This window comes from Streptomyces sp. NPDC001750 (assembly GCF_042892615.1).
GTDB lineage: Bacteria > Actinomycetota > Actinomycetes > Streptomycetales > Streptomycetaceae > Streptomyces.
The window spans coordinates 304,487-327,718 of the sequence record NZ_JBIAUE010000005.1 but is presented as its reverse complement, the minus strand read 5'-3'; the positions used below and the strand labels follow the sequence as shown (position 1 = coordinate 327,718).

Below are 23,232 nucleotides of genomic sequence, written 5' to 3'. Positions count from 1 at the left end.
CATGAGCGGGTGATCAGTGTCCTGTTCGCCGTCCTGACCGCACTCACCAACGGCGCGGCCTCCGTCCTCCAGCGCCGGGCCGCGCGCACCGTCCCCGACAGCGAGGCGATGCGGCTGTCGCTGATCGGGCACCTGCTGCGCCGTCGGACCTGGCTCGCCGGCATCGCTCTGGTGATCGTCGCGGCCGTCTGCCAGGCCGTGGCCCTGGCCACCGGGCCGATCGCCGTGGTTCAGCCGATCTTCGTGATCGAGCTGCCCGCCACGCTGCTGATGGCGGGATTCGTCATGCGGGTCCGGCTGCCCGCCTCGCTCTGGTACGCGGTGGCGGCCATGACCCTGGGGCTGGCCCTGGGCATGATCTCGGCGGCTCCGCAGGGCGACGGCGCCGCGGTGCGGGGAGCGGTCTGGATTCCGGCGCTGATCCTGACCGGACTCTTCGAGGCGGCGCTGATCGGTACGGCGCTCGGTGTCCGCGGCAACGCCCGGGGCGCGCTGCTCGGTCTCGCCGCCGCGTGCGGGTACGCCCTCACGGCTGCGCTCATGAAGGACGCCACGGCGCGGCTCCGGGGCGGGGGCGGGGCGGTGGCGCTGCTGGCGTCCTGGCAGCTGTACGCCACCGCCGCGGCGGGGGTGGCCGCACTGTTCCTGCTCCAGAACGCCCTCCAGGCGGGCATGCTGGTCGCGGTCCAGCCGCCGCTGACCCTGGGTGACGCACTGATCAGCGTGCTGTACGGGGTGACGCTGTTCGACGAGCGGCTGCGCACCGGGTGGTGGCTGGTGCCGGAACTGGTCGCACTCGGGATGATCACGGTGGGCAGCATCGTGCTGGCCCGCTCCCCGCTGGCCTCCGGGGCCGCGCCGCCGGAACCGCGCCGGCTCCGGTGAGCGGGCGGCGCGATTCCCGGGCCGGGTCGCGCCGCGCGACCGCCGGGGCTATTCTCCCGTCGAGCCATGTGTGGCGACGGGCGAGGGGCCCGGTTCTTCTTTGGGGGTTGGTGTGGTTTCTGGTCGCGTGGTGCGATTCGACAGCGCTCGGGGATACGGCTTCATCGCGCCCGATCACGGCGGTGAGGACGTCTTCCTGCATGTGAACGACATGTTGATCCCGGAGTCCTATGTGCACACGGGCACTCTGGTCGAGTTCGAGATCGAGGACGGTGACCGCGGGCTGAAGGCGTCGTCCGTCCGGCTCGCCGAGGGGCCCGACGGCAAGCCGCTGACCCCTCCGAGGCCGACCGCCTCTCACGCGGGGTCGACGGACGACGACGCTCTGTGCGACGTGCTCAGCTCGGCCGCGTTCACCAGGGAGGTGACCGACATCCTGCTGGAGTCGGCACCGACGCTGACGGGTGCCCAGATCCTCCAGGTCCGGGGCGCGTTGCTCCAGTTCGCCAAGAACCACGGCTGGACCGAGGGCTGACCGGACCCGCGTGCCGGACCCGGGCCCGCGTCCGGTGACCCGTCCCGTGCCGCACGGACCCGCCCGGGGAACGGTCCCCGGGCGGGTCCGTAGGCGGGTCAGGCGCTCGGTTCGCGCACCACCAGCGGCGTGCCGAGGACCTGGTGTCCGCCACTGGCCAGCATGCGCACCTCTCCCCGGTCACTGATCTCCGCGCGTACGATCCCGGTCTCGTCTTCGTAGATCGGGTACCCACCCGCGCCCGAGCGCTCGGTGCGCCGGACGGTCACCGTGTCGTCCTCCACGGCGGAGGACTGAAACACCAGCTCGTAACTCTCCGGGTAATCCATGGCAGCTCTCCCGACACCGATGGGGGCAGGACATGGCCCGCCGGCCACACGTCCATGGTCCCTCGGACCGGCCGTCCGCGCCCAGGGGACGAACGGCTGCGGACTCCTGCCGGGGCCACTTATCCTGTACCCATAAGGACGCTTCGGCGGTCTTGAGGCACTCATTGCGTATATGCCGTAGACGCGCACGTTTCAGCGCGTACGACCCGTTCCGCCCGAGTCATGTGTCCGGCGCGCAGGACCGGGGTCCCGGAACCGGGAAGGGACAGACCATGAAGGACGCCGAGATGGGGGACGATGTCTACCAGCCCCAGCAGCCGGAGGCATCCGACCTCCCCGAGCAGCTCGACATCGAGGACACCCTCGACAACCGCGGGCTGACCGACCTGCTCGACGAGGGCTACTCCCCGCCCGAGCGACCGTGGGCGGTGGAGGACCTGGGCACCACGGCCGCCGAGCAGCACAGCGGCGAGCCCCTGGAGAGCCGTCTGGCCCGGGAGCTCCCCGACATCACCGCGCTCGACGGCGACGGCATGGGGGATCTCTCCGACAGTGACGGCGAGCTCTGGGACGGGGAGGTCGGCGCGGTACGCGCCGGGCGTCTCACCCGGGAGCTGGACATCGACGAGCCGGACACCCTGGCGGCCGAGGACGTCGGGATCGACGGCGCCGGGGCATCGGCCGAGGAAGCGGCCGTGCACGTGGTGCCGGACAACCAGCTCTGAGCTCCGAGCGGAGTCCGGCTCCGGGCCGCCCCCGGATGCCCGGAGGCGGACGGGAGCCCGGACGGCCCTCACGGTCACAGCATCGCGCACGGTCGCAGCACCGCGTCGCGCCCGCGGCGTCCCACGACGCGCACGGCCACGGCACCGCGTCGCACTCGCGGCATCCCCACATCGCGCACAGCCACCCCGTCGTGCGCTTCGGCCGGAACCTGTCCCGAGCACCCTCGTCGTCCTCACTCCGGGTCCTCACTCCGGCTCGTCGAGGAACCTCCCGCCCTCCAGCAGGGTCTTGAGCGTCGAGAGGATCATGACCCAGCCGCTGCTGACGCCCTCCAGCATCCTGCTGTCCGGACTGTCGAAGCCGTCGTGGGTGAGCGTCAGCTTGATGCCCATCTCGGGCTCCTCGGCGGGCTCGATGGCGAAGGCGACCTTCGACCGTTCACGGACGGCCTTCTCCCACTCCTCGTCCGAGGCGAAGTCGAACATCTGACGGTGCATGGGCTGCAGGGTGTGCCAGGTGTAGGAGAGCCGCCTGCCGGGCTCCGCCGCCAGGACGCGCTGCCCGACCTCCTCGAACTCGCCGTCCGGGTCCATCTTCCAGCGGACCGGCGCGCCGACCTCCCAGGTCGATTCGGGGCCGTATCCGCCCATGTAGATCTTGATGGACTCGGGGTCGGTCAGCGCCTGGTAGAGCTGCTCGGCCGTGGTCTGGATGTAGATGACGTAGACGAACTCCGGCTTGTCCATGGCTGCTCCTTCCGACCCCCTGCCCTCCCACCGTAGGCAACCGCCCCGTCGCATGCCGGGCGCGACCCGCCCCCGCGTCGCCATGACGCCGTGAGGATGTACGGAATTCACTTCTGATGTCTTGTCAAGGCTGGTTCTACGCGCATAGCTTTTGCCCTCACCAGACTTCGGGAGCAGCCCACCGTGCACATATCCAGACCCCGTTCCGTCCTGCTGGCCGGCGCCGTCGCCGTGACGCTGTCGGCCACCGCGCTGCCCGCCGCCTTCGCGGCTCCGTCCTCGACCGCCGTGATCTCCGAGGTGTACGGCGGCGGAGGCAACTCGGGCGCGCAGCTCACCCGCGACTTCATCGAGCTGGGCAATGCCGGAACCGCCGCGTACGACCTGTCCGGGTTCAGCGTGCAGTACCTGCCCGCCGCCCCTTCGGCCGGTTCGCTGTGGCAGGTGTCCGCCCTGTCCGGTTCCCTCGCCCCCGGCGGCCGCTACCTCGTCGCCGAGGCGGCGGGGACCGGCGGCACCGAGGCCCTGCCGACGCCGGACGCCACCGGCACCATCGCGATGTCGGCCACCGGCGGCACCGTCGCGCTGGTCTCCGGCACCACCCCGCTGACCTGCAGGACGGCCGCCGACTGCGCGGCCGACACCCGGATCGTGGACCTCGTCGGCTACGGCTCCGCCGTCGTACGGGAGGGCTCCGGCCCGGCCGCCGGGGCGTCGAACACCGCCTCGGTGGCCCGCGCGGCCTCCCTCGCCGACACCGACCACAATGCCGCGGACCTCACCGCGGGCACCCCGACGCCGGTCAACGCGGCCGGCGAGACGTCCGGCGGGTCCGGACCGGTCGATCCCGGCGGCCCGACGGAGCCCGGCGGCGTCCGGATCCACGACATCCAGGGCACCACCCGGGTGTCGCCGCTGAACGGCCGCCAGGTGACCGGGGTGCCCGGCGTCGTCACCGGCGTGCGCGCCACCGGCTCGCGCGGCTTCTGGATCCAGGACACCGCTCCGGACGCGGACCCCCGTACCGCCGAGGGCGTGTTCGTCTTCACCGGGTCCGCCGCGCCGGGGGTCGCGGTGGGCGACTCGGTGCTGGTCAGCGGCAAGGTGGACGAGTACTACCCGTCGACGACCAGCCAGTCGGTCACCGAGATCACCGCGCCGAAGACGACGGTCCTGTCCTCGGGCAACCCGCTGCCCGCCCCGGTGGTGCTCGACGCGGCGTCGGTGCCGGACGCGTACGTGCCCTCGGCGGCCGGTGGTTCCATCGACGGGCTGCGGCTTGAGCCGTCGGCGTACGCCCTCGACCTGTACGAGTCGCTCGAAGGCACTCGCGTCCGGATCACCGACACCCGGGTGACGGGCGCCACGAACGCGTACGGCGAGGTCTGGGTGACCGTGAAGCCGCAGGAGAGCCGGACCACGCGCGGCGGCACCCTCTACTCCTCGTACACCGACCAGAACACCGGCCGCGTCAAGGTGATGTCGCTCGACGCGAACCGTCCGGTCCCCGTCGCGAACGTGGGCGACGAGCTGTCCGGGGCCACCACCGGGGTCATGGACTACGCCTCGTACGGCGGCTACACCCTCCAGGCCACCGAGCTGGGCACGCTCACCGACCACCACCTGCGGCGCGAGGTGACCCGGAAGCAGAAGGGCAAGGAGCTCGCCGTCGCCACGTACAACGTGGAGAACCTCGACGCGCTGGACGAGCAGGCCAAGTTCGACACCCTCGCCGAGGGGATCGCCGTCAACCTCTCCTCCCCCGACATCGTGTCGCTGGAGGAGATCCAGGACGACAACGGCGCGGTGAACGACGGCACGGTCGGCTCCGAGGCCACCCTGAAGCGGTTCACCGACGCGATCGTCGCCGCGGGCGGGCCCCGGTACGCGTGGCGGTACATCGCCCCCGAGAACAACAAGGACGGCGGCGAGCCCGGCGGCAACATCCGCAACGTCTTCCTCTTCGACCCCGAGAGGGTCGACTTCGTGGACCGCGCGGGCGGCGACGCAACGACACCCGTGGCCGCGGTGCGCACGAAGAAGGGGGTCGCGCTCTCGGTCTCGCCCGGCCGGATCGCCCCGGCCAGTGACGCCTGGGCCGACAGCCGCAAGCCCCTCGTCGGCGAGTTCCGCTTCCACGGGAAGCCGGTGTTCGTCATCGGCAACCACTTCGCGTCCAAGGGCGGCGACCAGCCCCTGCACGGCAAGTACCAGGAGCCGAGGCGCACTTCGGAGGCCAAGCGCGTGCGACAGGCGACGGAGGTCAACACCTTCGTCAAGTCGCTGCTGGCGGCCGACGACTCGGCCCGCGTCATCACGCTCGGGGACCTGAACGACTTCTCGTTCTCCCCGACGATGGACGCGCTGACCGACGGCAAGGTGCTGAAGCCGCTGATCGACACACTGCCCGCGGACGAGCGGTACAGCTACGTGTACGACGGCAACTCGCAGACGCTGGACCACATCCTGACCAGCCCCGGCATCCGCCGTTTCGACTATGACGTGGTGCACATCAACGCGGAGTTCGCCGACCAGGCCAGCGACCACGATCCGCAGATCGTACGGGTCGACGTCAACGCCCACGGGAACGCCCACGGGCACGGGCCCAAGCACGACCACGGCCACGACGGACACTGACCTCCGGTGCGTACGGGCGGGGTGCGAGCGTCCCCGCCCGGGTCACGCCGACGTCCCGTGAGAGCCGTGCCCGGGTCGCCCCCGCGGCGCCCGGGCACGCCTCTCACCCTCTCGGCCCGTCCGGGGTGTCGGGGCGCCGGGACGGACGCGCGTCGCCGGTCCGTCCCGGGCATCGCCGCCGGTGGCGGCGGGGGCGCGGACCGGGCGCCCGCCATCGGCAGATCCCGGGACCCGGGGGGCCGGACGGCCCCTCCCGTCCCCGTGATCGCGACCCTAGACTCCGCGATCATGACAACCGACGCGAACATGCTGGCCGACACGGCCGCGACGGACGGTGCGATCACGACGGACGGTGCGCCGAACGGCGCCTCCGGAGCGGACGGACCGGCGCTGTTCACCATCATGTCCACGATGCGCGCCATGCGCCGCCTCAAGCCCGACCCGGTGCCCGACGAGACGCTGGAGCGGCTCGTGCAGGCCGCGGTCTGGGGCCCGAGCGGCGGCAACATGCAGTGCTACGAGTACGTGGTGGTGACGGACCGTGAGGTGATGGCCCGTCTCGCACCTCTGTGGAAGCGGTGCGTGGACGCGTACCTGGCGACCACCGGGAAGCACGCTCCGGCGGGCATGGACGACGCGGCGTACGGGCGAATGATCGCCGCGATCGAGTACCAGCGCGACCACTTCGCGGACACTCCCGCGCTGATCGTTCCGTGCTACCGGTTCCCGGAGCCGCGGGTGGACGAGGACGGGCTGCGGGAGTCCGCGCGGGCGCTCGGCCCGGCCGCGACCGAGCACATGATGAACACCCAGGACCGGTTCCAGGCGCTCGCCGAGGGTTCGTGCGTCTACCCGGGGGTGCAGAACCTGCTGCTGGCCGCGCGGGCACTGGGACTCGCGGCGAACATCACCATCTGGCACCTGATGCTGGAGCGGGAGTGGAAGGCGGCGCTCGGCATCCCGGAGGACATGCACACCTTCGCGGTCGTGCCGGTCGGCCTGCCGCAGGGCTCCTTCGGTCCGGTCCGGCGGCGTCCGGTGGCGGACGTCATCCACCGCGACCACTGGTAGCGGCGCCCGCCCGGCCCCGTTCGCCCGGCGGGGGCCGGGCCTGCCGTCGTCCCCGGCCCGGCCCCCAACCGCACACCGCCCCGGCTCGCGCACGGTTTCCGGACGCCGCGTCAACCCCATTCGAGTGAAAGGGAGTTGGACGCGCGGGCAGGTGATTGTCATGACCTGAACACGTCGCTACGCTGAGCGGCTCCGCGCCCCTCCCGCCCGTCCGGGCCCGGGCGCGCCTTCCCCCCACACACAGAGCAGGAGCAGGTATGCCCCGACGAGACGGCCTCCACGCGAGGGCCCGTACCTCCGTCCTGGCGGCCCTCACCGCCACCGTCCTGGCCGCGACCGGCACCCCGGCCCTCGCCTCGTCCGAGGGCGACCGCCCCATGAACCGGGCGTTCGCGCGGGCGGCCGAGGAGTTCGGCGTACCGCGCGATCTGCTCACCGCCGTCGGGTACGGCGAGACCCGCCTCGACGGCCACGCCGGGCGTCCCAGCCAGGACGGCGGGTACGGGGTGATGCACCTGGTGAGCAACCCCGTGAACCGGACGCTGGAACGGGCCGCCACGCTCACCGGCGCGTCCCCCGCCGAACTGCGCACCGACACCGCCGCGAACGTACTGGGCGGCGCGGCGGTGCTCCGGGCCTACGCCGACACGCTCGGCCTCGACGCCCGGGACCGCGACGACATCGACGCCTGGTACCCGGTCGTCGCCCGGTACGCCGGTACGGACGGGCCGGCCGGCGCCCTGTACGCCGACGCCGTGTACGACGTCCTGGCCGACGGTCTCGACACCGTCGTCCCCGGTGGCGAGCGGATCTCGGTGACGAGCCGCCCGGTCGCTCCGCGAAAGGGCCCGTCGGCCTCCGCCGACGTGCGGACGCAGAGTCCGGACTACCCGTCGGCGCTGTGGGTCCCGGCCCACGAGGAGAACTACGCCGCCGGGCGCACGGCGGCGATCGACAAGGTGGTCGTCCACGTCACGCAGGGCTCGTACGCGGGCTCGATCAACTGGTTCCGCGACCCGGCCTCGGGGGTGAGCGCGCACTACGTGGTGCGTTCCTCCGACGGCGAGATCACCCAGACGGTCCGCGACTCCGACACCGCGTACCACGCGCGCAGCGCCAACTCCTCGACGCTCGGCGTCGAGCACGAGGGGTTCATCGACGACCCGTCCTGGTTCACGGACTCGATGTACCGCTCGTCCGCCGCGCTGACCAGGCACCTGTGCGACCGGTACGGCATCCCCAAGGACCGGGCGCACATCGTCGGGCACAACGAGGTGCCGGGCAACGACCACACCGACCCCGGCCCGAACTGGGACTGGGCGCGGTACATGGAACTGGTCGGCGGGGACGCCGGCACCCCGGCCGACGGGCTGAGCTTCACCTCGTACGCCGCCCTGCGCAGCGGTTCGACCGGACCGCAGGTCGCGGCGGCGCAGCGGCTGCTGGGCGAGCAGGGCCATCCCGCGGGGGCGGTGGACGGCGTCTTCGGCCCGGCCACGCTCCAGGCGGTCCGGGCGTACCAGACGGCCCTGGGACTGGACGCCGACGGTGTCGTGGGGGCGATGACCTGGACCGCGCTGCTGTCGGCGGGTGAGACGCCCACGATCGGACAGGGCGCCTCGGGCGACGCGGTGAAGCGGCTCCAGCGCGCGCTGACCGCGGCGCTGGGCTCGCCGGTCGGCGTCGACGGGAGCTTCGGCCCGGCGACGGCGACGGCGGTGCGCGCGTACCAGACGAGCCGGGGCCTGGCGGCCGACGGCGTCGTGGGCCCCGCCACCTGGGCGGCGCTGCAGTCCGGGCGCTGACGAACTCCGGTGCGGCCGGTTCCCGGTGCGCCCCCGGACCGGTCCGGTCGGGGGGCACCGGCCTCCGCTTCCGGCCACCGGCCGAGGCCCCCGGGCCACCGTCACTTTTCGGTAACCTGGCCGAAACCCTTGACGTTTCTCCCGGCACGTTCTTAACCTCACTGCCTAGTAGCTAGTGCTGCGACCGGAAAGGTTCACCGGATCGCGACGCCCGGCACGGCACCTCGCCGCGTTGTCGCATCACCCGAGTACGTACCCCGTACGAGGGCGATCCTCCGCCTCGCGACGCACCGCACCGGACGCCGCGGGCTTCCCGGCAAACCTTTCCGGCCGCAGCACTGGTTCCAGCAGTTCACGTGCTGCGGCGCTTTCCGCAGTGTTTTGACAGGCACAGACACAGACCACCTGTCGGTGGCTTCGTCATGCCTGTTTCTGTGCTCCCCGTGCCGCCGGCGGGTCTTCCTCGAAGGCGGACTCATGGCACAACGTCCGAGCGTCAAAGGCGTCGCCGACGTCGTTGCGCTCATCGATGGGCTGGGAAAGATCACCGGCCGGGCGCAGATCATCTGGTTCCTGGTGTTCGGCGGGCTGTTCCTCGACGCCTACTCCAACGCCGCGCTGAGCGCGGGCCTGGGGCCGATGACGACCCAGATGGAGCTGACGAGCACCCAGGTCTCGATCCTCACGGCCACCGCTCCGGCCCTGGCGATCATCTTCAATCCGGTGGGGGGCTGGCTCGCCACCCGGATCGGCCGCGTCCCTCCGCTGCTCATCGCCAAGGTGTTCGCGATCGCGGGGGCCCTGCTCGCCGCGTTCGCCGGTGACTTCACCGTCGTCTGGCTCGGCCGGGTCCTGGTGGGTGTCGCGTACGGCATCGACTTCGCGGTGGCCATGGCGCTGCTCGCCGAGTACACGCCCGCGAAGCTGGGCGGCCGGCTCAACCTGTGGCAGGCCGTCTGGTACGTCGCCACCACCAGCAACCTGGCGCTGGCCCTGCTCTTCTTCCATCTGGACGTCGGCGCGGACATCTGGCGCTGGTCGGTCGGCTCGGCCGCGCTCGTCGCCGCCGTGCTGCTGCTGGGCCAGGCGCTGATGCTCAAGGAGAGCCCCACCTGGCTGGCCAGCAAGGGACGGCTGGAGGAGTCGGTCGCCAACCTGGACCGGATCTACGGGATCGAGGCCGTCGCCGGTGAGCCCGACGCGGCGACCCGCACCGCCGCCGAGGCGCCCGCCATCGGCTTCCGGCAGGCCGGGCTGCTGTTCAAGGGCGCGTACCTGCCGCGCACGATCCTCTCCTCGGTGATCTCGCTCGGGCAGTCGATGCAGTACTTCGCGGTCGGCTGGTACCTCCCGCTGATCAGCCTGGCGATCTTCGGCGAGAGCTTCGAGAAGGCCACCATCGGGTCGATGGTGTTCAATGCCTTCGGCATCGCAGGTGGCCTGCTGTCCGCGTACTTCGGCCGCCGCCTCGGACTGCGGCTCAGCTCCGCCGCCGGTTTCGCCGGGGTCTTCGTGGCCCTGGTGGCGATGGGGCTGACCTTCGAGAAGGTGCCCACGGCCGTGGCGTTCCTGCTGCCGGTCCTGTTCATCCTGTGCCACTCGGCGGGCCCCGGCGCCAACGGCAAGTCCATCGCGGCGCTCTCGTACAGCAGTGACGTGCGCGCCCTGGGCACCGGTGTCACCGGCATGGTCGGCAGCTTCGGCAGTGTGGTCGGGCTGTACGTGTTCCCGCAGATCAAGGAATCGCTCGGGCTCGCCGACACCTTCCTGGCGCTGTCCGTCGTGCCGCTGCTCGGACTGATCACCTGTCTGATGATCAAGTGGGACCCGACGAAGGCCGCCTCGCCCGACGAGGTCGCCGGACAGGACCACGACACCGCCGCGCGACCGGCCCGGTCCATGGCCGCGCGCTGATCCGCCACACACCCTCCCCTCCCCTCCCCTCCCCTCCCCTCCCCTCCCCTCCTCTCCTCCGCACGGCTCGCTCGCGATGCCCGCAACGAAAGGGCTGCAATGACGCAGACGTTCCCCGGCGCCGCCCCACGGCGCGGTGTGCTGTCCATCGACGAGGGCACCACGGGCACCCGGGCCGGAGTCGTCCTCGACTCGGGCGCCGCCCACGAGGTGTTCTACCGGTCGATCGCGGTCGGCCACCCCGACGACCTCTCCGTCGAGCAGGATCCGATGGAGATCTGGACCGCCACCGTCGAGGTGGCGCGCCGGGCCGTCGACCGGGCCCGTGAGGAGGGCATCGAGGTCACCGCGGTCGCGCTGTCCACGCAGCGGGCCACCGCGATGCTCTGGGACCGGGTCACCGGCCGGCCGTTGCTGCCCGCGGTGGTGTGGCAGGACCGGAGGTACGCGCAGGAGCTCACCGCGTACGAGGCGGAGTGGGACGCCGCCCTGCTGGCCCGGCAGGGCCGTCCGGTCGGCGCCCGCTCACCGTTCCTCTGGGCCGCCCGGCAGATCGCCGAGCACCCGGAGGTGGCCGAGACGCTCCGGGCCGGACGGCTGCTCTTCGGCACCGTCGACACCTGGCTGATCTGGCGGCTGACCGGCGGTGCCGTGCACGCCACCACCCCGACCAACGCCGCGTCCACCGGCGGCTACCTGCTGGAGCGGCACGCCTGGGACGAGGAGTGGATCGGCCGGCTCGGCTTCCCCCTCGACCTGTTGCCGGAGCTCCGCTCCGACGACGCCGGTTTCGGCACCACCGACCCGGCCGCCCTCGGCGTCGCCGTTCCGCTGGCCGCCTCCATGGGCGACCAGCACGCCGCGCTCGTCGCGCTCGGCGGGCTCGCCGCGGGGCAGGGCATGTGCGTGTACGGGACCGGCGCATTCGTCGACGCGGCGACCGGCACCACGCCCGCCCTGCCCCGGCCGGACATCTCCGGGGTGCTCGCCCAGCCCGGCCGGCGGCAGGGCGACACCAGCCATTACAGCCTGGAGGCGTACACCTCCACGGCGGGTTCGGCACTGCGCTGGCTCTGCGACGACCTGGGCCTGTTCGCGTCGCCGAAGGAGCTCGGTGAGGAGGCGGGCCGGGTCCCCACCCGGCCGGGCCGCACCCCGCGTTTCGTCCCGGCGCTCGCCGGGGTCCGTACGCCGGTCTGGCACCCGGAGGCCACCGCCGCCCTCACCGGGCTCACCCTCGCCACCACCCGCGCCGACCTCGCCCGCGCCGTGCTCGACGGGATCGCGCACTCGGTGTGCGACCTGATCGACGGGGTCGCCGACACCATGGGCACCCCGTTCACCCGGCTCCGGGTCGGCGGCGGCGTCTCCGGCAGCGACCCGCTGATGCGGATCCAGGCCGACCTGACCGGTCTGCCGCTGGAACGGGTCTCCGACTCCGCGACCGCCAGCCTGCGCGGCACCGCCTATCTGGCCGGGGTCGCCCGCGGCCTGTGGTCCTCCCTCGAAGAGATCGTCGAGGCGCAGCCGCACGGCCGTGTCTTCGAGCCGTCGCTCCCGGCGGCCGAGCGCGCCGAGCAGCGGGCCGCCTGGCGCGAGGTGCTGATCGCGCATCTCGGCGACCCGGCGCTGCGCCCCCTCAACACGTCCACCCCCCACTGACGGCCCCGGCCGTCGCACCGGCGGCCCGTCCCCCGACGACGCGGCCGCCGTACCGAAACACCAGGAGTTGATGTCGTGATCACCATGCCCGCCCGGAAACCGCGGCGGAACGCCGCGGCGACCCGCCGAACGCCCCTGCTGCTCGACCGGGCGGCCCTCAAGCGCCGGCTGGCCGACGACACGTACGACGTGCTCGTCGTCGGCGGCGGTATCACCGGGGCGTACGCCGTGCTGGACGCGGTCTCGCGCGGACTGCGCGCGGCGCTGATCGAGAAGGACGACTTCGCCTCCGGCACGTCGTCGAAGTCGTCGAAGATGGTGCACGGCGGCCTGCGCTACATCGAGCAGGGGAACGTCAACCTGGTCCGCCACTCGCTCCTGGAGCGCCACCGCTTCCGGAAGAACGCCCCGCACCTGGTGCACCGGCTGCCGTTCCTGTTCCCGGTCCTGGAGAAGGAGGGGGTCTTCGACGCCCGCCTCGCCAAGGGCTTCGAGGGCCTGCTGTGGACGTACGACCTGGTCGGCGGCTGGCGGATCGGCAAGCTCCACCAGCGGCTCTCCGTGCCCGAGGTGCTCGCGCAGGCGCCGACGCTGCGTGCCGACGGCCTGAAGGGCGGGCTGCTGTACTTCGACGCCCGCACCGACGACGCCCGGCTCGTCCTCACCATCGTCCGCACCGCCGCCGCGCTCGGGGCGACGGTCCTCAACGGGGCGAAGGCCGAGGGTCTGCTGACGCAGGCGGGCCGGGTGTCCGGGGCCCGGGTGTCGGCGGACGGCGACACCTTCGACATCCGCGCGCGGGCCGTCGTCAACGCCACCGGAGTGTGGACCGACGAACTGGACGCGAAGGCCGACGAGGGCCACAGGCCGCAGGTCCGGCCCGCCAAGGGCGTCCACATCGTGGTCCCGTGGGACAAGGTGCGGATCAACTGCACGGTCACCGTGCCGATCCCCGGCCGGGCCCGCCGCGCGACCTGCACCCGCTGGGGCAACAGCGTCGTCCTGGGCACCACCGACGAGGACTACCAGGGTTCCCCGGACGACGTGCACTGCACCCGCCGGGAGATGGACTTCCTGCTGGAGGGCGCCAACACCGCCTTCGAGGGGAAGCTCACCCCGGACGACGTGGTCGGTTCCATCGGCGGTCTGCGTCCGCTGGTCGGCGGCAAGGAGGGCGCCACCCTCGACATGCGCCGCGACCACCACATCACCGTCGGCCGCACCGGCATGGTGACGGTGACCGGCGGCAAGCTCACCACCAGCCGGCACATGGGCGAACTCGTCATCGACAAGGTGATGACCGTCCTCGGCCGCAGGGCGAAGAGCCGCACCACCGACCTCCCGCTCCTGGGCGGCGCCGGTTACGACTCCGAGGCCGTCGCCGCGTCCGGCGGCATCGCCGCGCACCTGGGCGAACGCTTCGGCACCGAGGCCCGGTTCGTCGGCGACCTCATCCAGGACGACCCGTCGCTGGCCGAACCGGTCGTCGCGGGACTCCCCTACACGAAGGCGGAGGTCGTGTACGCGGCCCGCGCCGAGCTGGCCCGCTCGGTCGACGACGTCCTCTCGCGCCGCACCCGCGCCCGGCTGTTCGCCCGGGACGCGTCCGTGGACGCCGCCGAGGCCGTCGGCGCGATCCTCGGCCGCGAACTCAACCTCACCGAGGCGGAGGTCGAGCGCTCGGTCGCCGAGTACCTCGCAGCCGTCCGTCACGAAAAGTCCGTACTCCTCGAAGGGGCAGCAGCATGATCAGCCGTCAGACCATCACCCATCCGTTCAACCGGGGCGACTACACCGTCGGCGCCCCCAGCTTCGCGAAGTGGGCACGCAACACCCCGATCGGCGACGGCGGGGCCGCGCTCCAGGTGGACCCGGTCGAGGTCCCCGAGGCCGTGGTCGAGGCGCTGCGCGAGGTCGCGCACGCGGTGCACACCTCGCGCGAGGAGGTCGTCACCCGGACCCGTGACTGGTGGGCCGGTTCGATGATCGGCGAGACCGAGGGCCGTCCGGCGACCCCGGACGCCGTGGTCGTCGAGGCGGCCGACGCCGACCAGGTCGCGGCCGTGCTGCGGATCTGCCACGAGGCCGGCGTCCCGGTCACGCCGTCGGCGGGACGCTCCAATGTCACGGGCGCCGCGCTGCCCGTCTTCGGCGGTGTCGTCCTGGACCTGTGCGGGCTGAACCGGATCACCGGCTTCGACGCCGAGTCGAACATCGTGGACGTCCAGTCCGGCATGTTCGGGGACCTCTTCGAGAAGCAGCTCCAGGAGGAGTACGGCGTCACCACCGGCCACTGGCCGTCCGCGTTCGCCGTCTCCACCGTCGGCGGCTGGATCGCCTGCCGCGGCGCCGGCCAGCTCTCCACCCGCTACGGCAAGATCGAGGACATGGTCGTCGGCGTCGACGTCGTGCACGCGGACGGCACCCGCGCCACCTACGGCGACTACGCCCGTGCCGCGGTCGGCCCGGACCTGCGCCAGCTGTTCGTCGGCTCCGAGGGCACCCTCGGCGTCATCGTCTCGGCCCGGCTGCGGGTCCACCCGCTGCCCGAGTACGCCTCCGCCGCCGCGTACGGCTTCAAGACCTTCGCGGAGGGCCTGGACGCCTGCCGCCGGATCATGCAGCGCGGCGCCACCCCGGCCGTCCTGCGTCTGTACGACGAGCTGGAGTCGGGCACCCACTTCGGCCACCCGGGGACCAACCTCCTGCTGATCGCGGACGAGGGCGACCCGGCGATCGTCGACGCCTCGATCAAGGTCGCCAAGGAGGTCTGCGAGGAGTACGGCCCCGAGCTGGACAGCCAGGCCGTCTTCGAGCGCTGGCTGGACGAGCGGATGCTGGTCGGCAAGTCGGCCGACGGCTTCAAGCCCGGTCCGGGCTTCGTCGCCGACACCCTGGAGATGGCCGCGTCCTGGACCGACCTGCCGGTGATCTACGACGAGGTGGTCGCCGCGATCCAGGCGGTGGACGGCACCCTGGCCGCCTCCGCCCACCAGTCGCACGCGTACACCGACGGCGCCTGCGTCTACTTCTCGCTGCGCGGGGACGTGGCACCCGAGGCACGCCGCGACTGGTACCGCGCGGTGTGGGACGCCGCCAACGCCGTGCTCATCAAGCACGCGGCGGCGATCAGCCACCACCACGGCTGCGGTCTGCTGCGCGGCCCCTACGTGCCGGACGCCCTCGGCGCGGGCTTCGCGGCCTTCGTCGCGGTGAAGAACGCCCTGGACCCGAAGGGCATTCTCAACCCTGGCAAACTGGGCCTTCCCAGCCGATTCGGTACGTCCCCGCTGAGCTGAGCCCAGCCGCCACGAACCCTCCCTCCCAGGCAGGTCCTTGCCATGAACCCTTCCCCGTCCCGGTCCGCCGCCGCGCTCGACCCCCGGCTCGCCTCCGCGCTCGCCGAGGTCCCGGTCGTCGCGTCGGTCGTCGGCACCCAGCCGCTGCGCCAGTTCCTGACCGCGCCGTCCCGGGTGTGCATCGTCGCGTCGCTCGCGGTGGGCCAACTGCCCCAGGTCGTACCGGCGCTGGGCCGGGCGGGGAAGACCGTGTTCGTGAACGTCGACAGCAGCCCCGGCCTGGCCCAGGACCGGGGCGCGCTGGAGTTCATCAAGAACATGGGCGCCCACGGCGTGGTCAGCACCCGGCTCTCGCTCATAGAGAAGGGCCGCCCGCTCGGCCTGCTGACGATGATGAAGGTGTTCGTCACCGACCGGTCCAATCTGCGCCGCTCCACCGACGCGATCTCGCGCGGGGCGCCGGACCTGGTCGAGATCATGCCCGCCCCGATCGTCGCCCGGATGAGCGCGCAGGCGCAGCGCGCGATGTCCCCGTCGATCGCCGCGGGCTTCGTGGAGACCCCCGCCGACGTGGCGCTGGCGCTGGCCCTCGGGTCCGTCGCCGCCGCCACGTCCGACCCCCGCCTCTGGCACCTGCGCCGGGACCAGCTGCCGCCGGTCCCGCCCGCCGCGCTGAAGAGGCCCACCGCACCACCCCAGGAGTGAAACCCGCATGACCTACGTCGTCGTCGCCCGCTACCGCACCAAGGAGGGCGAGGAGAACACCGTCCTCCCCCTCCTCGACACCATGGCCGCCGCCTCCCGCCAGGAGCCGGGCAACCTCGCCTACCGGGTCCACCAGGGCACCGAGGACCCGCGGGCGATCGTGCTGTACGAGGAGTACGCCTCCGAGGCCGACTTCACCGCCCACTGCGCCACCCCGCACTTCCGGCGGATCGTGCTCGGCGAGGTCGTCCCGCTGCTGGAGAGCCGCGACGTGCTGCGCTGCGCCCCGCGCCCGGAGACCCAGGCATGAGGACCCGCGCGGCGGTACTGCGCGGGGTGTCGACGGCCCGCCCCTACGCCACGACCCGCCCGGTGGAGGTGGAGGAGCTGGAACTGGGCGCGCCGCGCGAGGGCGAGGTGCTGGTGCGGATCGCGGCCGCCTCGCTCTGCCACTCGGACCTCTCGGTGGTCAACGGCGACCGGGTGCGCCCGCTGCCGATGGCGCTCGGTCACGAGGCGGTGGGCGTCGTGGAGGAGACCGGCCCGGGCGTCGGCCGGGTCTCCCCCGGCGACCACGTGGCACTGGTCTTCGTGCCGAGCTGCGGATTCTGCGCCGACTGCGCGGCGGGGCGGCCCGCCCTGTGCGAGCGCGCGGCGGCGGCGAACGGGACGGGGGCGCTGCTGCACGGCCCGTCGCTGCTGACCGACGCGTCGGGCGCCCGCGTCCACCACCAGCTGGGTGTCTCCGCGTTCTCCGAACACGCGGTGGTGGCCCAGGAGTCGGTGGTGCCGATACCCCGCGACGTCCCGTTCGCGGTGGCGTCGATGTTCGGCTGCGCGGTCCTGACCGGCGCCGGGGCCGCCATCAACACGGCGGCCCTGCGCCCCGGGCAGTCGACGGTGGTCTACGGCCTGGGCGGGGTGGGCCTGTCCGCCGTGCTGGGGGCCCGCGCGGCGGGCGCGTACCCGGTCGTCGCGGTCGACCCGGTTCCGGAGAAGCGCCGACTGGCCCTCCAGCTGGGGGCGTCGCACGCGTTCGCCCCCGACGGGGCGGTCGAGGCGATCCGCGAACTCACCTCCGGGGGCGCCGAGGTGGCGGTCGAGGCGGTGGGCAGCCCGAAGGTGATGGCCGAGTGCCTGACGGCCGTGGCCCGGGGCGGCAGGGTCGTCTCGGTGGGCCTGCCGGCCCCCGGCCGGACGCTGGAGGTCCCGGCGCTGGCGTTCGCGGGCGAGGGCAAGTCCCTGATCGGTTCGTACATGGGCGACGCGGTGCCGCGCCGCGACATCCCCCGGTTCCTGGACCTGTGGCGGGCGGGCCTGATGCCGGTGGAGCGGATGCACACCGGCACGTTGCCGCTGACCGGTATCAACGAGGCGCTGGAGGAGCTGGCCTCGGGCCGGGCCATCCGCCAGATCATCGACACCTCGGAAGTACCGGCCGCCTGACGGGCCGACGGCGGACGGCGCCCCTTCCGCGACCGGAGGGGGCGCCGTCGGTCATGGCGGCGGGACACGGGCCGGGGGCCGGACGGGCGAGGGTGTGTGTCCCGTCGCGGTCAGCGCCCACCGGAACCGTCGCGCCACACCAGCGTGTACCGCCAGAACAGCCTGCGCCTCGCCTTCGCGCCGGGCAGCACCTCCCGCGCCCCGTGAAGGATCTCGCGGAACGTCATCCCGGCAGGCCGGGTCACGGCGGTCATCGAGACGGGGCGCGGCGTCCTGCGGCCCCTGTTCCTGATCCAGCCCGTGACGGCGTTCAGCGGACTGGAGGCGAGAGCCAGCAGGTGATCGACCGCGGTCTCCTCGCGGGCGAGGCCGACCACCACCAGGGTTCCGCCGGGCGCCAGACGCTCCCGGAATCCGGTGAGGGCGTCGGTGAACGGAAGGTGGTGGACGGCGGCGACGCACGTGATCACGTCGTACGGGCCGGCCGGCATCCCGGCCGGCGCCTCGGCGACGGTGAAGGTCACCGGGGCGTCGGGGCCGGTGAGTTCACGGGCCCGGGCCACGATGTCCGGGTCGGCGTCGATGGCGTGCACCCTCCTCGCCCGGGTCGTCAGGAGCCGGGCCAGGTCCCCGCTGCCGCAGCCGACGTCCAGGGCTCTGTCGCACCGGCTCGGGAGCTGCCGCAGGATCCATCGGTGGAAGTACGCGTTGTGGTCCCAGGGATGGGCGGCGTTGAAGCGGTCGAGTGCCTGGATGATCCGGAGCAGCGGCGTCGTCATCCTCCGCACGGTACGAGGCGCCCCGACGGTCCGTCGAACCGTCCGGGGTTCCGGTGGCGGCGCCCGGACGTCCGCCCGACGGGCCGGCGCACCGCTGCCGCCGCGCGCCCCTGCTCCTGGTACGTTGATACGCATGTTCCTCCCCCGTGCGTAGGACCCCGTACCGGCCGCGCCCCGTCCCACCGGGTGCGGTCCTCCGGTGTCCCCGCACGCCCGCGGCGCCGTCGCGCGCGCCGCCCTCCCGAGGAACGTCCTCATGCTCCGGCTCTCACCCGCGCCTTCGCGCGCCCCTTCGTACGCCGCCGTCCTGCGTGCCCCGCACGCCGCCCCTGCCTTCGGTGCCGCTCTCGTGGGGCGGCTGTCGTACGGGATGATCTCCCTCTCCCTGATGCTGGCGGTGAAGGACGCCACCGGTTCCTTCACCGCGGCCGGGGTGGTCATGGCCCTGTTCGGGGCCACCAGTGTCCTTCTCTCCCCCGCCCGTGCCGCGTTGGTCGACCGGTACGGGCCACGCCGGGCCCTGCCGCCGATGGCCGGTGCGTACGCGGTCCTGCTCGCCGTCCTGGCGTACGCCACCTGGCGGCCGGGCGTCTCCTCGCCGCTGCTGGGGGTGCTCGCCGTGACGGCGGGCGCCTGCACGCCGCCGCTGGGTCCGGTGATGCGGACCCTGTGGAGCCGTCTCGTCCCGGACCGGGAGCTGTTGCGGCGTGCGTACAGTCTGGACGGCGTCGCCGAGGAACTGCTGTTCGTCACCGGGCCGTTGCTGGTGGGCGTGGTGATCCGGCACAGCGTCCCCGCGGCGGGCGTCGCGATCAGCGCCGCGCTGGTGCTGGTGGGGACGGGCGCGCTGGTGTCCTCCCCCGCGGTGCGCGGCGCGGCCCCGGGACCGGCGGCACAGCCGGCCGCCGCGCCGGACCGGGTGGGCGGCGGGCGGCGGGCGCTGCTCAAGGGCGCCGGGCTGCGGCACGCCGTGCTCGCGGCCGCCGCCGTGGGACTGTGTCTGGGCGCGTTGGACCTGCTGGTGGTGGCGTTCGCCGAGCAGCACCACCGCGGTGGCTCGGTGGCGTGGGCGCTGGCGGCACTGTCGGCGGGCAGCGCGGTCGGCGGGCTCGCATACGGCGCGGTCCCCTGGCGCGCCCCGAACCGGATGCGGCTGCCGGTCCTGGTCGCCGGTCTGGGCACGGCCCTGGTCGTGGCCGGTCTCTCCCCCGGTGTTCCGGTGCTGGTCGCGGTGGTCGCGGTGGCCGGGGTCTTCGTCGCGCCGGCCCTGACGACGGCGTATCTCCTGGCCGACGAGTCCGTGGACCCGGGTGCGCGCACCCGGGCGGGCGCATGGGTCAACACGGCGATCAACGCCGGCTCCGCGCTGGGCAGCGCGACGATGGGCCTGCTGGTGGACCGGCTGCCACCGCCGGCCTGTTTCGCGATCGCCTCGGCACCCGCGCTGGTGTGCGCGGCCGTGGTGGCGCGCGGCGCGTCCTTCTGCGGTCGCGCCGAACCGGCACCGGCTCCCGACGCCGACGGGGCTTCGCCCGTCTGAAGGCCGGGCCCGGTGCCGGCTCCTGTCGTCGAACTGCCGTCGTTCGAGCGAGAGCCGAACCGCGCGATGCCCGGTCCGCACGGCAGGCGGCACTTCGACGACCGGACCTGACGGCACCAGTCCTCCCAGACGGCCGCGAGTTCCGCCTCGATCGCGGGGGCCGCGGTGTCCAGCAGCCGCACCTGCGCTCCTGGGCCCGCGAAGTCCGTGCGGTACGGGTGCGGCGGGCCGTCGGGGCGGGCGCCGAGGGCGGTGACCGAGCCGATGACGCGGTTCGGCCCCAGGATGCCGGGCAGCTCGCGTACCCGTCGCTCCGCCAGATCCAGTTCCTCGACGAGCAGTTCGTCGCCGTCGCAGGTGACGCGGGTGGTAGACCGTACGCTGCCGCCGGGCTCGCCGGAGCGCCCCAGGACCAGGGTGTCCCGCCAGAGCATCCGCGCCCCGGCGGCGAGGGCCGCCATCAGAACAGGGAGTACCGCTGGGCGAGCGGCAGTTCGGTGGCGGGTGCGGGTTCGACGAGCTCCCCGTCGATCCGGATGGCGAAGGTCTCCGGGTCGACGTCGATACCAGGGAGCGCCGTATTGTTCGGCAGGTCCGCCTTGGTGAGGTGGCGGGTCGGCCGCACGGCGACCAGTTCCCGTTCCAGGCCGAGGCGTTCGGCGAGACCGTCCTCCAGGGCGGCCGGCGCGACGAAGTTGACCGAGAGGTACGGGGCGGCGTCGGCGGCGGCGGTGGGGCGCAGCAGCACGGGCTGGGTGCTGGGGATGGCGGCGTTGGCGTCGCCGAGGGGCGCGTACACCACCATGCCGCCCTTGATCACGGCGGCGGGGCGGATGCCGAAGAAGGCGGGGTCCCAGAGCACCAGGTCGGCGAGCTTGCCGGGTTCGACGGAGCCGACGACGTGGTCGATGCCGTGGGCGACGGCGGGGCAGATGGTGTATTTGGCGACGTAGCGGCGGGCGCGTTCGTTGTCGGCGGGGAGTTCGCCGCCGCGGTCGCCGAAGCGCTGCTTCATGGTGTGGGCGACCTGCCAGGTGCGGCAGATCACCTCGCCGATGCGGCCCATGGCCTGGGCGTCGGAGGAGGTGATGGAGAGGGCTCCGATGTCGTGCAGGACGTCCTCGGCGGCGATGGTGGTGGCGCGGATGCGGGACTCGGCGAAGGCGAGGTCCTCGGGGACGCGTGGATTGAGGTGGTGGCAGACCATCAGCATGTCGAGGTGTTCCGCGACGGTGTTGACGGTGTGCGGGAGCGTCGGGTTGGTGGACGCCGGGAGGATGTGGGGGTGGGAGGCGACGGTGATGATGTCGGGGGCGTGGCCGCCCCCGGCGCCCTCGGCGTGGAAGACGTGGATGCCGCGCCCGGCGATGGCGTCGAGGGTGGCCTCGACGTAGCCGACTTCGTTGAGGCTGTCGGCGTGCAGGGCGACCTGGAGTCCGTAGGTGTCGGCCGCCTTCAGGCGCCCCAGTCCTCGTGGACCTTGTAGCCACCGGCGCCGCCGAGCGCCGCCTCGCGCAGGCCGTCCGCGCCGACGGTCGATCCCTTGCCGAACAGCATGACGTTGAGCGGGACGCGGTCAACGGCCGGCGGGCGCCGGACCGTCCTGGGCGGCAGCGGTGGCGGAGCCCGCCGCGGGGAGCAGCGCGCCGCTCACCAGGGCCCCCGAGGTGGCTATGAGCAGGGCCCTGCGGCCCGTACGGACGGGTCTCGTCCCGCGGGAGCGGCCGGGGGACCCGGCGGCGGATGAGGGTGTGTTCGTCATGCCGCAGATCCAATAGCCAAATGCACGGCCATGGCTGCGTTCGGACGTGGCGTGAAGCCGCCGTGGCGGCAAACCGCCCGCGATCACCCCGAGCCGTCCGGAACGCGGACATCGTCCACCGGGATCGGAGCACTGTTCAGGCCACGGAGGTGATCACGTCGGACGGCGGCGGGCCTTCCTCGCGGTGGATCGGGGTGTGCGCGCCCCGGAGCGGTACGCCGCTGCCGCCGCGCAGGACGGCGACGATCTCGGCGGCGATCGACAGCGCGGTCTCCTCGGGGGTGCGGGCACCCAGGTCGAGGCCGATCGGAGAACGCAGCCTGGCCAGTTCTCCTTCTCCGACACCGACGGCGCGCAGCCGTTCGTTGCGTTCCCTGTGCGTGCGGCGCGAGCCCATCGCCCCGACGTACGCCACCGGCAGCCGCAGCGCCCGTTCGAGCAGCGGGACGTCGAACTTCGGGTCGTGGGTGAGGACGCACAGCACCGTGCGCGCGTCGACGTCGGTCGCCGCGAGGTAGCGGTGCGGCCAGTCGACGACCAGTTCGTCGGCGTCCGGGAACCGGGCGCGCGTGGTGAAGACGGGACGGGCGTCGCAGACGGTGACGTGGTACCCGAGGAACTTGCCCGCCCGTACCAGGGCCGCGGCGAAGTCGACGGCACCGAAGACGATCATCCGGGGCGGCGGGACGCTCGACTCGACGAGCAGGGTGAGCGGTTGCCCGCAGCGCGACCCCTCGGCGCCGATGGTGAGGGGGCCGGTGCGTCCGGTGTCCAGCATGGCGCGGGCCTCGGCCGCCGCCGTGCGGTCCAGCTCCGGGTGCCCGCCGAGTCCGCCCTCGTACGAACCGTCGGGGCGCACGAGCAGGGGGCGGCCGAGGAGCTGCGCGGGTCCGTCGGCGATCCGGGCCACGGCCGCCGCCTCCCCCCGCGCGGCGGCGTCGAGAGCGGCGGCGAACACCGCCCGCGCGGGATCGTCCGCGCGGACCGGGGTCACCAGGACGTCGATGACGCCGCCGCAGGTCAGGCCGACCGCGAAGGCCTCGTCGTCGCTGTAGCCGAAGCGCTCGCGGACGGTCGTGCCGTCGCCCAGCGCCCGCTCGCACAGTTCGTACACCGCGCCCTCCACGCACCCGCCGGAGACCGATCCGATGGCCGTGCCGTCGCGGTCGACGGCGAGGGCCGCGCCCGGCATGCGGGGCGCGCTCCCGCCGACCTCGACGACGGTGGCGACGGCGAATTCGCGTCCCTGAACGGCCCACCGGCTCAGTTCCTCGGCGATGTCCAGCATGGCTTTTCTCCTTGGCTGCGGGGCGGACGAAGGAGCCGCGGGAGTTCGAAGGACGCTCGGCGGCGGTGTCGCGGCGGGCCGGGGGAAGCGTACGGCCGGCGCC

19 protein-coding genes and 1 pseudogene are annotated in these 23,232 nt (G+C 73.2%); 14 read left to right on the top strand and 6 right to left on the bottom strand.

Annotation, left to right across the window (positions count from 1 at the left end; translation table 11 throughout):
* Positions 1-9 precede the first annotated feature (9 nt).
* Together ACFYY6_RS11675 and ACFYY6_RS11670 are read left to right on the top strand one after the other, a co-directional pair.
* Entirely contained in the window at positions 10-885 is an 876-nt protein-coding gene (locus ACFYY6_RS11675) for a DMT family transporter (protein ID WP_386609221.1), read from the top strand.
* Positions 886-997: 112 nt separating this feature from the next.
* Positions 998-1,420 carry a cold-shock protein gene (locus ACFYY6_RS11670; protein ID WP_386609222.1) on the top strand — a complete coding sequence of 141 codons (423 nt, stop codon included), beginning with the start codon at positions 998-1,000 and terminating at the stop codon, positions 1,418-1,420.
* A gap of 98 nt (positions 1,421-1,518) precedes the next feature.
* On the opposite strand, the gene ACFYY6_RS11665 is transcribed toward ACFYY6_RS11670, so the two are convergent.
* Positions 1,519-1,749 carry a DUF6296 family protein gene (locus ACFYY6_RS11665; RefSeq protein WP_073782286.1) on the bottom strand — a complete coding sequence of 77 codons (231 nt, stop codon included), beginning with the start codon at positions 1,747-1,749 and terminating at the stop codon, positions 1,519-1,521.
* Between the two features lie 272 nt (positions 1,750-2,021).
* Here ACFYY6_RS11665 and ACFYY6_RS11660 point away from each other — a divergent pair, with 272 nt between their 5' ends.
* The gene (locus ACFYY6_RS11660; protein WP_073782285.1) at positions 2,022-2,474 is read left to right on the top strand and encodes a DUF5709 domain-containing protein; all 453 of its coding nucleotides are present in this window, start codon (positions 2,022-2,024) and stop codon (positions 2,472-2,474) included.
* A 246-nt stretch (positions 2,475-2,720) separates the two neighbouring features.
* Here the strand turns inward: ACFYY6_RS11660 and ACFYY6_RS11655 are convergent, their stop codons facing one another.
* Complete coding sequence (locus ACFYY6_RS11655) at positions 2,721-3,221, bottom strand: SRPBCC family protein (RefSeq protein ID WP_351518545.1); 501 nt, start codon at positions 3,219-3,221, stop codon at positions 2,721-2,723.
* 183 nt (positions 3,222-3,404) lie between these two features.
* Between ACFYY6_RS11655 and ACFYY6_RS11650 the strand changes: the two genes are divergently transcribed.
* From ACFYY6_RS11650 to ACFYY6_RS11605, 10 genes are all read left to right on the top strand, one after another.
* Complete coding sequence (locus ACFYY6_RS11650) at positions 3,405-5,858, top strand: endonuclease/exonuclease/phosphatase family protein (RefSeq protein WP_351628766.1); 2,454 nt, start codon at positions 3,405-3,407, stop codon at positions 5,856-5,858.
* Between the two features lie 402 nt (positions 5,859-6,260).
* Positions 6,261-6,929 (top strand): nitroreductase family protein, encoded by a 669-nt coding sequence (locus tag ACFYY6_RS11645; protein WP_389192898.1) that lies wholly within the window; start codon positions 6,261-6,263, stop codon positions 6,927-6,929.
* A gap of 257 nt (positions 6,930-7,186) precedes the next feature.
* The gene (locus tag ACFYY6_RS11640) at positions 7,187-8,734 is read left to right on the top strand and encodes a peptidoglycan-binding protein (RefSeq protein WP_351523738.1); all 1,548 of its coding nucleotides are present in this window, start codon (positions 7,187-7,189) and stop codon (positions 8,732-8,734) included.
* Positions 8,735-9,211: 477 nt separating this feature from the next.
* Entirely contained in the window at positions 9,212-10,648 is a 1,437-nt protein-coding gene (locus ACFYY6_RS11635; RefSeq protein ID WP_351523739.1) for an MFS transporter, read from the top strand.
* Positions 10,649-10,747: 99 nt separating this feature from the next.
* Complete coding sequence (locus ACFYY6_RS11630) at positions 10,748-12,310, top strand: FGGY family carbohydrate kinase (RefSeq protein WP_386608947.1); 1,563 nt, start codon at positions 10,748-10,750, stop codon at positions 12,308-12,310.
* Between the two features lie 75 nt (positions 12,311-12,385).
* Positions 12,386-14,059 (top strand): glycerol-3-phosphate dehydrogenase/oxidase, encoded by a 1,674-nt coding sequence (locus tag ACFYY6_RS11625; protein ID WP_351523742.1) that lies wholly within the window; start codon positions 12,386-12,388, stop codon positions 14,057-14,059.
* Positions 14,056-15,609 (top strand): FAD-binding oxidoreductase, encoded by a 1,554-nt coding sequence (locus tag ACFYY6_RS11620; RefSeq protein WP_351523744.1) that lies wholly within the window; start codon positions 14,056-14,058, stop codon positions 15,607-15,609. Before ACFYY6_RS11625 ends, ACFYY6_RS11620 begins: the two co-directional genes overlap by 4 nt.
* Positions 15,610-15,651: 42 nt before the next feature.
* Complete coding sequence (locus ACFYY6_RS11615) at positions 15,652-16,314, top strand: glycerol-3-phosphate responsive antiterminator (protein ID WP_351523746.1); 663 nt, start codon at positions 15,652-15,654, stop codon at positions 16,312-16,314.
* 7 nt (positions 16,315-16,321) lie between these two features.
* Complete coding sequence (locus ACFYY6_RS11610; RefSeq protein WP_351523748.1) at positions 16,322-16,624, top strand: putative quinol monooxygenase; 303 nt, start codon at positions 16,322-16,324, stop codon at positions 16,622-16,624.
* Positions 16,621-17,760 (top strand): zinc-binding dehydrogenase, encoded by a 1,140-nt coding sequence (locus ACFYY6_RS11605; protein WP_351523750.1) that lies wholly within the window; start codon positions 16,621-16,623, stop codon positions 17,758-17,760. The genes ACFYY6_RS11610 and ACFYY6_RS11605 overlap by 4 nt, the downstream gene beginning before the upstream one ends.
* Positions 17,761-17,870: 110 nt before the next feature.
* Here ACFYY6_RS11605 and ACFYY6_RS11600 read toward each other — a convergent pair whose 3' ends face one another.
* A complete protein-coding gene (locus tag ACFYY6_RS11600; RefSeq protein ID WP_389192831.1) occupies positions 17,871-18,539 on the bottom strand; it encodes a class I SAM-dependent methyltransferase in 669 nt (222 codons plus the stop codon).
* A gap of 256 nt (positions 18,540-18,795) precedes the next feature.
* Between ACFYY6_RS11600 and ACFYY6_RS11595 the strand changes: the two genes are divergently transcribed.
* Entirely contained in the window at positions 18,796-20,079 is a 1,284-nt protein-coding gene (locus tag ACFYY6_RS11595; protein ID WP_389192828.1) for an MFS transporter, read from the top strand.
* Between the two features lie 460 nt (positions 20,080-20,539).
* Here ACFYY6_RS11595 and ACFYY6_RS11590 read toward each other — a convergent pair.
* The 3 genes and pseudogenes from ACFYY6_RS11590 to ACFYY6_RS11580 all read right to left on the bottom strand — a co-directional run.
* A pseudogene (locus ACFYY6_RS11590) lies at positions 20,540-21,663 on the bottom strand (urease subunit alpha); the annotation flags it as partial.
* Entirely contained in the window at positions 21,656-21,841 is a 186-nt protein-coding gene (locus ACFYY6_RS11585; RefSeq protein ID WP_351523752.1) for a hypothetical protein, read from the bottom strand. The pseudogene ACFYY6_RS11590 and the gene ACFYY6_RS11585, both read right to left, overlap by 8 nt.
* A 136-nt stretch (positions 21,842-21,977) precedes the next feature.
* Positions 21,978-23,129, bottom strand: a complete 1,152-nt coding sequence (locus ACFYY6_RS11580) for an XdhC/CoxI family protein (protein WP_351523754.1) — start codon at positions 23,127-23,129, stop codon at positions 21,978-21,980.
* Positions 23,130-23,232: the final 103 nt, after the last annotated feature.